The sequence below is a fragment of the Roseicella aerolata genome (assembly GCF_020523605.1).
Taxonomy (GTDB): domain Bacteria; phylum Pseudomonadota; class Alphaproteobacteria; order Acetobacterales; family Acetobacteraceae; genus Paracraurococcus; species Paracraurococcus aerolatus.
The window spans coordinates 146,366-157,611 of the sequence record NZ_JAJAQI010000001.1 but is presented as its reverse complement, the minus strand read 5'-3'; the positions used below and the strand labels follow the sequence as shown (position 1 = coordinate 157,611).

Sequence of the window (11,246 nt, the reverse complement as noted above, 5' to 3'; positions counted from 1 at the left end):
CGGCATCGCCACCAGCCCGTTGTGCATTCAGCCCTGGGCAACCAGACGTCCTTCCGACAGCCGCAGTGCGGGGGCGGGGTATTCCGCGACCAGCGCCTCGGCATGGGTCGCGACCACCACCGTGGTGCCAAGCCGGTGCATCTCCCGCAACAGGGACAGCACGCGGCGGGCCTGCGGGACATCAAGATTCCCGGTCGGCTCATCCGCCACCAGCAGCGCCGGGCGCATCACCACCGCGCGAGCGATCGCCACGCGCTGCTGCTCCCCGCCCGAGAGCGAGGCGGGCGGCGCCTCCGCCTTCGCCGCCAGCCCGACCCAGCGCAGGATCTCCGTGACATCGGCGCGGATCTGCATCTCCGCCCGGCCGGCGACCCGCAGCGGCAGCGCCACATTATCGAAGACCGGCAGGTGCGGCAGCAGGCGGAAATCCTGGTACACCACCCCGATCCTCCGCCTGAGCGCCGGCAGCGCCGCCCGCGGCACCTGGGAAATCGAGACGCCCAGCACCACCACCTCCCCCCGGCTCGGCCGGGCGGCCAGCTGCATTAGCCGCAGCACGGAGGACTTGCCGGCGCCCGAGGGCCCCAGCAGCCAGTGGAAGGAGCCAGGCTCCAGCGTGAAGGAGAGGTCGCGCAGCACCTCGGGTCCCGCCCCGCCATACCGCAGCCCGACTTCCGCGAAGCGCACCATGGCGCGGACAATGCCGATGCCCGGAGGCAGCGCCAAGAGCCATGCGCGATGCTTGCGGTCGCGCCGCCGCAACCGCACATTGCGGGGGCGATGCGGATCGTCTGCCCGGCCTGTCAGGCCACCTATGAGGTTCCGGACCAGCTCATCGGGGCGGGCCGGAGCCTGCGCTGCAAGGCCTGCCGCCACGCGTGGTGGGTGGCGCCGCCCGCCGCGCCCCCGGCGGCCGAGTCGCCAGCCCCGCCGGCCGCAGCGCCATTGCCGGCCGAGCCACCGTCGCCGCCCGAGGCCCGCCCCATGCCGCCGCCGGTGCCGGCGGCGCGGCCCCGCATCCCGCAACCGATCGATCCGCCCCTGCCCCATCCGGAGGACGTGCCGCCGCGCAGCGCCCTCGCCCTGCGCGCCGCCTGGGCGGCCTCGATCCTGGCGGTGGGCGCGCTGGTCTTCCTGCTCTGGCTCTACCGGGTGGAGATCGTCGCTGCCTGGCCGCCCGCCGCCCGGATCTTCCTGCTGTTCGGCGGCCCGGCGCAGGGCTGAAGCCGCACAGGCCGCGGCGGCGGGCCTGCGCGAGTCGGACAGCGGCCGGCTGGCAACCGCCCCGCGCGGAGGCCGGAGACGGGCCGAGGGCCGGCGGCGGCGCCCGACCCGTCTCCGCCCCGGAACCCTGCGGCCGCCCGGAGGCGGCCATGCCCCACCTGCCCTCGGCGGGGGGCTGCCGCCGGATCCACCGGGCAGAGGGCGGGCGCCGGGCGGGGCGGGCCAGCCGGGCGGCCCCGCCGACCGGCTGGTGCCTGTCGGCGGCTCCATGCCAGCGGCCCGGAGGCGCGACCGCCTCCGGGCAGGAGGGCCGCCTTGGTGGCGGGCCGCTTCGGGGATCCGTGATCGGGGCCTTTGGGACAGCCATCGAGGACGGCTACGGGTCAGGGCTGATGCGGGCTGGTCAAGCTCTGCGCGGCAGGACTCCGGGTCCGTGACGCGGCAGGCCGGCGTCACGCCCGCGCTTGCGACGAAAGCGCGGGCGGATGTCCGGCGCGGCCGGATTCATCAGACGATGCGCCACTCCGCCTCGACATAGGCGAGGGTCTCGGCCTGTGTCACGGCCAGCCCGTCCATGCGCCAGATCTGCACCTCGGTCACGGAGACACCCGGCGCCTCGTGCCGCCACAGGATGTCGGCGCGGCCATCGCCGTCATAGTCACCCGTCCCCGCGACCCGCCAGGCGGTGCCGGGATTGTAGAGCGTCGCCGCGCCCAGCACCGCCATGCCGTCCATCAGCCAGGCCGCCACCGAGCCATCGGTATGGCGGAACAGGATGTCCGCCCGCCCGTCGCCATTGAGGTCGCCGGTGCCGGTCACGTCCCAGTCAGCCCCCGGCCGGTGGATGCTGCCGCCGCCGAGATAGGCCGTGCCGTCCATCCGCCAGAGCGCGACCGTGCTGTCCGTGTGCCGCCAGAGGATGTCGGCGCGGCCGTCGCCATCGAAATCCGCGACGCCGGCGACGGACCAGTCGGCCTCGGCATGGGCGACGAAGCCGCCGCCGGAGACCGCGAGCCCGTTCATCTGCCAGAGCGACAGGGCACGCCAGGCCTTCCCGGCACTGTCCTGGACCTCCCGCTCGAACAGGATGTCCGACCGGCCGTCGCCGTTGAAATCCCCGGCGCCCGCGATCCGGAAGGCCTCGCCCGGAGCGGGGGCGTAGATGGTATCGCCGGCCAGGCCGCTGGCGCCGTCCATCAGCCAGATCGCGGCCATGCCGTCCGGCCGCTGCCAGAGCAGGTCGGCCCGGCCGTCGCCGTTGAAGTCGCCGGTGGCGGCCACGCTCCAGTCCGGATCCACATGGGCGAAGGTGCTGCCGGACAGCCAGGTCCCGCCATCCACCTGCCATTGCGCGAGCGCGCGATGGGACGCCGTGATGACCGTGTTGTCGAACAGGATGTCGCTCCGCCCGTCGCCGTCGAAATCCCGCTCGGCCGGCCGCAGCACGACCTTGCCGTCGGCGAATTGCAGGACCTCGACATCCTGCAGTCTGTCCGTGCCGTTCGGGCCGCGGGCGGTCCAGCTGCCATCGGCATTGCGGGTCAGCGTCGTGGCCGCCCGGGTGCCGGAGAAGACCACGACATCCCGGCCGGCACCGCCGATGAGCAGGTCGTCGCCGGTCCCGCCCACCAGCACATCCTTGCCGGCGCCGCCCAGCAGGGTGTCGTCGCCGGCGCCGCCGTTCAGGGAATCGTTGTCGGGGCCGCCATCGAGCAGGTCGTGCCCATCGCCGCCTGCGATCGTATCGTTGCCGGCGCCGCCGAGAAGCGTCTCGGCCGCGCTGCCGCCGCTGAAGCGATCCGCCCGGGTGCTGCCGATGATCCGTTCGATGCCGGTGAAGCTGTCCGCATTCCCGGTGCCCATCTTGCCGACCGTGCCGGCATGGGTCCCTGTCGAGGAGACGCTGATGGCCGTGGCGGAGAGGCTGTAGTCCAGCGTATCCACCCCGTCGCCGCCGCTGTACTGGTCGCTGCCGCCCGAGGCGTGGAAGGTATCCGATGCCGCGCTGCCGATGATGGTGTCGTTGAAGCGGGAGCCCAGCACGCCGCGGACGTTCCGCAGGATGTCGTAGCTGCCGGCGCCATCGGAGGCCACGCCATTGGCGAGGTTCACCCCCACCCCGTAGCTCCGGGAATAGTCGACGACGTTCAGGGCATTGCCGGCGCCATCGATGGTGTCGATGCCGCCCATGCCGGCCAGCAATGTCAGGCGGGCCGTGCCGGCGAAGCCCATGATGCTGTCGTTGCCGGCGCTGCCCTCGAATATGCCGATGCCGCTGAAGCTGTCGGTACCGCCGCCATCGCCCTTCGTCGCGGTGCCAGAAGCCTCGCCGGACATGACGATGGTGACGGCCCGCCCGGCAAGGCCGGCATAGCTGAGCGTGTCGGTGCCACCGCCGCCCGCATAGCGGTCATTTCCCAGGCTGGCGTCGAAATGCTCGTTACGGCCGCTGCCGTTGACCGTGTCGGCGAAGGCGGAGCCGCGCACCCGCACCACCTCGGACAACTCGTCGGACGTGCCCCAGCCATCCGTCGCGCGGCCGGCCGCGAGATCGATGGAGACGCCCGCCGGGCTGAGCGAGTAGTCGACGAGAACCTGCGTGGAGCCGGCGCCGTCGATCGAATCCTGCCCCGCCATGCCCTGCAGCACCTGGAGGGACTGCGCATTGGCCGCGCCCCGCAGGCGGTCGGCGCCGGCGGTGCCGATGATGGTGCCGAAGCCCGCGAAGCCGTCGGTGCCGCCGCCCTCGCTCTTCTCCGCAGTGCCGCCGCTGGCGGCGGTCAGCGTGACGGTCACCGACCGCCCGGCCAGTTGCGAGTAGTCGAGGGTGTTCGTGCCGCCGCCGCCGATCAGGCTGTCATTGCCAAGGCTACCGATGATGGTGTCATTGCCGCTGCCACCATTCACCCGGTCGGAGAAAGCGGAGCCGCGCACCCGCAGCACATTGACCAGGGTATCGGTCCCGCCCTGGCCGTCGCGCGCGATGCCGGTGCGGTTGCCGGCGGCATCCGTGCCGGTCTCGAGCGAGACGGCGACGCCGGCCGGCGCGGCGGAGTAATCGAGTTCGACCGAGGCGTGACCGCCCGCGAGGATGGTGTCGTTGCCCGCGCCGCCGCGGATCGAGAGCACGCGCGACCCGATGCTCGACGCGCCGAGAGGGCCCGAGAGGTCGAACAGGTCATCGCCGGCTCCGCCGAGGATGATGGAGAAGCCGGCGACCGTATCCGTCCCGAGCAGGATCCCATTCTGACGCTTGGTGATGATCGCGCTGCCCGGTGCGCTGAAGACGGCGGTCAGGGCCTGGGCGGCGGACAGGGCGGCGTAGCTGAGGAGGTCGGTGCCGCCACCGCCAGTGATCGAGTCCGAGCCGGTGCCGCCCAGGAGCGTTTCATCGGCCGGAGTACCTGAGAACGTCATCGTCCAGCTTCCACCCAGGGAATGTCCGCTGGTATCCGGAATGACGCGGTTGCGCAATATCTCTGTTCACAATCGCGTAATAGTCGTGGTCATCCAGCGATCGCGCAGCGAGGGCAGATCCACCTTCTCATTCGCGCGGAATGAGGTATTCCGTTACGGCGCATCCATCTTGAGCACCTCACCCGCCAGGTAGAGGCTGCCGCAAACCAGCACCCGCGCCGGTGCCCCGCCGCGCGGCAGCGCCGCCAGGGCCTCGGCCACGCTCGGGCCGGGCCGCGCCAGGAAGCCGCTTGCCTCGATGATGCGCTCGACCGGCGTCGCCAGGTGCTGGCCCGGCTCCGCCACGGCCCAGAGCGTGGTCGCGTGCCGCAGCAGCGGGCGGAGGAATTCCCCGACCGCCTTGCCGCCCTTCATCCCGACGACGAGGTGCAGCGGCCGATCCTGCCAGCGTGCCAGTTGCTCCGCCAGCGCGGCGCCGCCGCCGGCATTGTGGCCGCCATCCAGCCAGAGTTCCCAGTCCGGCGGCAGGGTGGCCGCCAGCGCGCCGCGCAGCCGCTGCAGCCGCGCCGGCCACTCGGCCGCGGCCACGCCCGCGGCGATCGCCGCCGCGGTGAGCCAGGGCGGATTCCAGGCGCGCAGCGCGGCGATGGCGATGCCGGCATTGTCCGCCTGGTGCGGGCCGAGCAGCCCGGGCGGCGGCAGGTCGATGCCGCCGGCCGCGTCCTCATAGCGCAGCCCGCCCGGCTGCTCCGCCATCCGCCAGTCCCGTCCGCGCGCCAGCAGCGGCGCGCCGACCGCCGCGGCGCGGGCGGCGATGACGCCGAGCGCGCGCGGGTCCTGCACGCCGGTCGCGCAGGGCATGCCGGGCTTCAGGATGCCCGCCTTCTCGAAGGCGATCTTCTCCAGCGTGTCGCCCAGGAACTCCATATGGTCCATGGAGATCGAGGTGATGGCGGTCGCCGCCGGCCGCTCGATGACATTGGTCGCGTCGAACCGGCCGCCGAGACCGACCTCCAGCACCAGCAACCCGGCCGGCACGCGGCTGAAGAGCAGCAGGGCGGTGGCGGTGATCACCTCGAAGACGGTGATGGGGGCGCCGGCATTCACCGCCTCCACCTCCTCCAGCGCGGCGGTCAGCGCCTCCTCCCCCACCAGTTCCCCGGCCAGGCGGATGCGCTCGTGGAAGCGGACCAGGTGGGGGGAGGTATAGACATGCACCCGCTGCCCCGCGGCTTCCGCGATCGCGCGCAGGAAGGCGCAGGTGCTGCCCTTGCCGTTGGTGCCTGCCACATGGATGACCGGCGGCAGGGCGCGTTCGGGGTGGCCGAGCGCCGCCAGCAGCCGCTCCATCCGCCCGAGGCTGAGATCGATCAGCTTCGGATGGAGCGCGTGCAGGCGGTCGATGATGGCCTCGCTGCGGCTCGCCGGGAGGGATGGCCGGTCCGCGCTCCGGCCCGGCACCTGCGCCGGGCTGGGTCCTCCGCGATCGGACGCTGTCGCAGGACGCGGCCGATTCACGCTCCGGGCCTCCGGCCCTCCGCGATCGGACGCCGTCGCAGGATGCGGCCGATCCACGCTCAGGGCCTCCGGCCCTCCGCGACCGGAGGCTGTCACGCGCCGGGACCGGCGCTTTCCGGCTCGGCGGGGGCAGCGGGCGCGGGCAGGGCGGTCATCGGCTCGGGCTCGGCCGGCATGTCGGGCAGGCGCTCCGGCATCCGCAGCAGGCCGATCAGGCGGGCCAGCGTCGCGCGCATCTCGCCGCGCTTCACCACCATGTCGAGGATGCCGTGCTCCAGCAGGTATTCCGCCCGCTGGAAGCCGTCCGGCAGCTTTTCCCGCACCGTCTGCTCGATCACGCGGGCGCCGGCGAAGCCGATCATGGCGCCGGGCTCGGCGATCTGGATGTCGCCCAGCATGGCGAAGCTGGCGGTGACGCCACCGGTGGTCGGGTCGGACAGCACCACGATGAAGGGCAGCCCCGCCTCCTTCACCATCCGCGTGGCGATGACGGTGCGCGGCATCTGCATCAGGCTGATGGCGCCTTCCTGCATGCGCGCCCCGCCCGAGGCGGTGAAGACGATCAGCGGGCTGTCCTGCAGCACGGCGAGGCGGGCGGCGGTGACGATCGCCTCCCCGACCCCGGCGCCCATGGAGCCGCCCATGAAGCTGAACTCGAAGGCGGCGGCGACCACCCGGATCCCCTCGATGGCGCCATGCGCCACCACCACGGCGTCCTCCTGGCCGGCCTTGGCCTGGGCCTCCCGCAGCCGGTCGCCGTAGCGGCGCTGGTCGCGGAAGCGAAGGGGGTCGGCCGGGGCCTTGGGCAGTTCGATCCGCTGCCAGCCCTCATCCAGCGTGTAGTCCAGCCGCTGGCGGGCGCCGATCCGCATGTGATGGCCGCAATGCGGGCAGACATGCAGGTTCCGCTCCAGGTCGCGGTGGAACACCATCTGCTCGCAGGCGGAGCATTTGTGCCAGAGGTTGTCCGGCACCTCGCGCGGCGCGCCGAAGAGCGTCTTGATCTTCGGCAGCGCCCATTCGCTGATCCAGTTCATCGGGTCCTCATGGCAACGGCGGGGGAGTAGTCGCGGCGGGGCCCGGGGCGCAAGGGTTCCGTCCGCGACCGGGCCCGCGCCGCCTCAGCCCGCCCGGATCGCCTCCGCCAGCCCGCGCACCTGGTCCAGCACCTGCCGCACCGTCTCCGGCCGCGCCTGGCCGTCCTCGTCCAGGCTGGCGGCCAGCGTGTCCACCAGCGCCGTCCCGACCACCGCGCCATCGGCCAGCCGCGCCGCCTCGGCGGCCTGCTGCGGCGTGCGGATGCCGAAGCCGATGCAGACCGGCAGGTCGGTGTGCCGGCGGATGCGGGGGACCGCCGCTTCCAGGCTGGCGCTGCTGGCGCTGCGGGTGCCGGTGATGCCGGCGATGGAGACGTAGTAGACGAAGCCCGAGGTGGCGGCGAGCACGCGCGGCAGCCGCGCCTCATCCGTTGTCGGCGCCACCAGCCGGATCAGGTCGAGACCCTGCGCCCGGGCATGCGGCTCCACCTCATCCGCCTCCTCCGGCGGGACATCGACGATGATCAGGCCATCGACGCCGGAGCAGGACGCATCGGTGCAGAAGCGCTCGATGCCGTAGGCGAGGATAGGGTTGTAGTAGCCCATCAGCACGATGGGGGTGGTGTCGTTCCCCTTGCGGAAGTCGCGCACCATGGCCAGCACGCGGGACAGCGTCGCCCCGGCCTTCAGCGCCCGGATCGCCGCCTTCTGGATGGAGGGGCCATCGGCCATCGGGTCGGTGAAGGGCACGCCGACCTCGATGACATCGGCGCCGGCCCCCGGCAGGCCGCGCAGCAGGGCCAGCGACGTCGCCGGATCCGGGTCATAGGCCTGGAGATAGGTGACGAGCGCGCCGCGCCCTTCCCGCTTCAGATCGGCGAAGCGTTGCGCAATCCGGCTCACATCTCGACTCCCAGATGGCGCGCCACGGTGAAGATGTCCTTGTCGCCGCGGCCGCAGAGATTCATCAGCAGGATCTGGTCCCGCGCCATGGCCGGCGCCTGCCTGATGACATAGGCCAGCGCATGCGCCGGCTCCAGCGCCGGGATGATGCCCTCGAGCTTCGAGCAGAGCTGGAAAGCGGCCAGCGCCTCGTCATCCGTCGCGCCGACATACTGCACCCGGCCAAGCTCATGCAGCCAGGAATGCTCCGGCCCGACGCCGGGGTAGTCGAGGCCGGCGCTGATCGAATGCGCCTCCTGCACCTGGCCGTCTGCGTCCTGCAGCAGGTACATGCGGTTGCCGTGCAGCACGCCGGGGCGGCCCTTCTCCAGGCTCGCCGCATGTTCCTCGGTATGCAGGCCGCGGCCGGCGGCCTCCACGCCGAACATCTGCACCTCGGGGTCGTCGAGGAAGGGATAGAACAGGCCCATGGCGTTCGACCCGCCGCCGATGGCCGCCACCAGCGCATCCGGCAGCCTTCCCTCGGCCTCCTGCATCTGCGCGCGCGCCTCGGTCCCGATCACGCTCTGGAAGTCGCGGACCATGGCCGGGTAGGGGTGCGGGCCGGCGACGGTGCCGATGCAGTAATAGGTGTCCTCGACATTGGCCACCCAGTAGCGCAGGGCTTCGTTCATCGCGTCCTTCAGCGTCGCGGCGCCGGAGGTCACGGGCATCACCTGCGCGCCCAGCAGCTTCATCCGGAAGACATTGGGCTGCTGCCGCTCGACATCGGTCGCGCCCATGAAGACCGTGCAGGGCAGGTCGAAGAGCGCGCAGGCGGTCGCCGTCGCCACGCCGTGCTGGCCGGCGCCGGTCTCGGCGATGATCCGGGTCTTGCCCATGCGCTTGGCCAGCAGGATCTGGCCGAGCACGGCATTGATCTTGTGCGCCCCGGTGTGGTTCAGCTCGTCGCGCTTGAAATAGACCTTGGCGCCCTTGCCCGGCGCCGCATCCTTGCGCAGGTGCTCGGTCAGCCGATCAGCGTACCAGAGCGGGCTGGGCCGGCCGACATAATGGGTCAGCAGCCGGCGCCATTCCGCGTCGAATTGCGGGTCGCGCTTCGCCGCCTCATAGGCCTTCTCAACCTCCAGGATCAGCGGCATCAGCGTCTCGGCCACGAAACGGCCGCCGAATTGGCCAAAGCGTCCCCTCGCATCCGGCCCCTGGCGGAAGGAGTTGAGCGGCACCGTCTTGTTCACGACCTGATTTCCCCGCGGATTTGCGCGTCCTCATAGCGCGCCGGGCCGGGGCCGGGTAGGCGGCACGGCGCGGCCCCTTTCCGTGGCGCCGCACGGAGTCGCCGGTGGCGGCACCCCAGGGGGAAGAGGCCAGAGGTCATGCAATTCGATGTCGTGGTGGTGGGCGCCGGACCGGCCGGGCTCGGCTTCGCCCTGTCCCTCGCCGGCAGCGGCCTGAGCATCGCCCTGCTGGAGCGCCAGCCCGAGGCGGCGCTCGCCGAACCCGCCTTCGACGGGCGGGAGATCGCCCTCACCCATCTCTCCGTCACGCTGCTGCGGCGGCTCGGCGCCTGGGACCGCATCCCCGCCGCGGAGGTCGCGCCGCTGCGGGAGGCGGTGGTGCTGAACGGCCCCGCGCCGCGCCAGGCGCTCCGCTTCGACACGGCGGGGCGGCGGGAGGCGCAACTCGGCTGGCTGGTGCCCAACCACCTGATCCGCCGCGCCCTGTTCGAGGCCGCCATGCCCCGGCCCGGGATCACGCTGATGGCCGGCACGGCCGTGACCGCCGTGGAGACCGGCCCGGAGGGCGCGCGGCTCGGCCTCGCGGGCGGCGGGTCGGTGGCGGCGCGGCTGGTCGTGGCCGCCGATACCCGCTTCTCGGAACTGCGCCGGCGCATGGGCATCCCGGCGGCGATGCGGGATTTCGGCAAGGCCATGCTGGTCTGCCGCATGGTGCATCAGGCACCGCACCGGCAGGTCGCGACCGAATGGTTCGGCCAGGGCCAGACCATCGCCATGCTGCCGCTGAACGGCCATTGCTCCTCCGCCGTCCTGACCCTGCCGGAGCGGGAGATCGCCCGGCTGATGCGGCTGGAGGAGGCGGAATTCGGCGCGGAGGTCACCCGCCGCTATGGCCGGCGCCTCGGCGCCATGCAGCCGTCCGGCACGCGGCATGTCTACCCGCTGGTCGCCACCTATGCCGCGCGCTTCGTGGCGGAGCGCTTCGCCCTGATGGGCGATGCCGCGGTGGGGATGCATCCGGTCACGGCGCATGGCTTCAACCTCGGCCTGCGCGGCGCCAATACCCTGGCCGCGGAGATCCGGGCGGCGCAGGCGCGGGGCGGCGACATCGCCGCGCCCGGGGTGCTGGCCCGCTACGAGGCGAAGCACCGCCGCGCCACCTGGCCGCTCTACACGGCGACGAATGCGGTGGTCGGGCTGTTCACGGATGACCGGCTGCCGGCGCGGCTGGCGCGGGAGGCCGTGCTGGGGCTGGGCGCAAGGCTGCCGCTGGTGCGGGACATGATCGCGGCCCAGCTGATGGACCGGGGCGGCGGGGGTCTGGTGCGGGCCTGACGCGGCGGGCGCGGGGCCACGGCCCCCGGCCCGCCGCGGTGCCGGGCCCGGTCACGCCCGGTACTGCGCCTCGCTCACCGGCTCCATCCAGTCCACCGCCTTGCCGTCGAGCCTTTCCTGGATGGCGATATGGGTCATCGCGGTGCCGGGCGCGGCCCCGTGCCAGTGCTTCTCGCCCGGCGCGAACCAGACCACGTCGCCCGGGCGGATCTCCTCGACCGGACCGCCCTCGCGCTGGACCCAGCCGCAGCCGCTCGTGACCAGCAGGGTCTGGCCGAGCGGATGCGTGTGCCAGGCCGTGCGGGCGCCGGGCTCGAAGGTGACGCTGGCGCCGGCGACCCGCGCAGGACCGGGTGGGCTGAACAGCGGGTCGATGCGGACCGTGCCGGTGAACCATTCCGCCGGCCCCTTGCCGGAGGGCTGGGAGCCCGCGCGCCTGATCTCCATGCCCTGTCTCCTTCCCTGGCCGCGCCCCCGGCCGCCGGGGGTGCCAGTTGGTCAGATGGGAGGCGCGGCAGCCAAGGTCAGGGGCCCGGACCCGCGCGGGGCCGTGGATGGGAGGAGAGAGCGACGA

Annotated in this window: 9 protein-coding genes and 1 pseudogene; 3 read left to right on the top strand and 7 right to left on the bottom strand. The window is 72.8% G+C overall.

Annotation, left to right across the window (positions count from 1 at the left end; genetic code table 11):
* Positions 1 to 27 precede the first annotated feature (27 nt).
* A complete protein-coding gene (ftsE, locus tag LHA35_RS00640; protein ID WP_226603508.1) occupies positions 28 to 690 on the bottom strand; it encodes a cell division ATP-binding protein FtsE in 663 nt (220 codons plus the stop codon).
* Positions 691 to 738: 48 nt separating this feature from the next.
* On the opposite strand from ftsE, the pseudogene LHA35_RS29050 reads away from it, so the two are divergent.
* Positions 739 to 873 (top strand): annotated as a pseudogene (locus tag LHA35_RS29050) (zinc-ribbon domain-containing protein); the annotation flags it as partial.
* Positions 874 to 984: 111 nt separating this feature from the next.
* A complete protein-coding gene (locus tag LHA35_RS00630) occupies positions 985 to 1,224 on the top strand; it encodes a hypothetical protein (protein ID WP_226603515.1) in 240 nt (79 codons plus the stop codon).
* A 507-nt stretch (positions 1,225 to 1,731) separates the two neighbouring features.
* Here LHA35_RS00630 and LHA35_RS00625 read toward each other — a convergent pair.
* From LHA35_RS00625 to trpB, 5 genes are all read right to left on the bottom strand, one after another.
* Positions 1,732 to 4,641, bottom strand: coding sequence for an FG-GAP-like repeat-containing protein (locus LHA35_RS00625; RefSeq protein ID WP_226603159.1), 2,910 nt, complete (start codon positions 4,639 to 4,641; stop codon positions 1,732 to 1,734).
* Positions 4,642 to 4,794: 153 nt separating this feature from the next.
* The gene (locus LHA35_RS00620; RefSeq protein WP_226603157.1) at positions 4,795 to 6,102 is read right to left on the bottom strand and encodes a bifunctional folylpolyglutamate synthase/dihydrofolate synthase; all 1,308 of its coding nucleotides are present in this window, start codon (positions 6,100 to 6,102) and stop codon (positions 4,795 to 4,797) included.
* 149 nt (positions 6,103 to 6,251) lie between these two features.
* Positions 6,252 to 7,196 carry an acetyl-CoA carboxylase, carboxyltransferase subunit beta gene (accD, locus tag LHA35_RS00615; RefSeq protein WP_226603154.1) on the bottom strand — a complete coding sequence of 315 codons (945 nt, stop codon included), beginning with the start codon at positions 7,194 to 7,196 and terminating at the stop codon, positions 6,252 to 6,254.
* 84 nt (positions 7,197 to 7,280) lie between these two features.
* Entirely contained in the window at positions 7,281 to 8,099 is an 819-nt protein-coding gene (gene trpA, locus LHA35_RS00610) for a tryptophan synthase subunit alpha (protein WP_226603151.1), read from the bottom strand.
* Positions 8,096 to 9,337: a tryptophan synthase subunit beta gene (trpB, locus tag LHA35_RS00605; RefSeq protein ID WP_226603148.1), complete on the bottom strand. Its 1,242-nt coding sequence runs from the start codon at positions 9,335 to 9,337 to the stop codon at positions 8,096 to 8,098. The genes trpA and trpB overlap by 4 nt, the downstream gene beginning before the upstream one ends.
* A 138-nt stretch (positions 9,338 to 9,475) precedes the next feature.
* Here trpB and ubiM point away from each other — a divergent pair, with 138 nt between their 5' ends.
* On the top strand, positions 9,476 to 10,672 hold the full coding sequence (gene ubiM, locus LHA35_RS00600) for a 5-demethoxyubiquinol-8 5-hydroxylase UbiM (RefSeq protein WP_226603145.1): 1,197 nt from the start codon (positions 9,476 to 9,478) through the stop codon (positions 10,670 to 10,672).
* A gap of 51 nt (positions 10,673 to 10,723) precedes the next feature.
* Here the strand turns inward: ubiM and LHA35_RS00595 are convergent, their stop codons facing one another.
* On the bottom strand, positions 10,724 to 11,119 hold the full coding sequence (locus LHA35_RS00595) for a (R)-mandelonitrile lyase (protein WP_226603142.1): 396 nt from the start codon (positions 11,117 to 11,119) through the stop codon (positions 10,724 to 10,726).
* Positions 11,120 to 11,246: the final 127 nt, after the last annotated feature.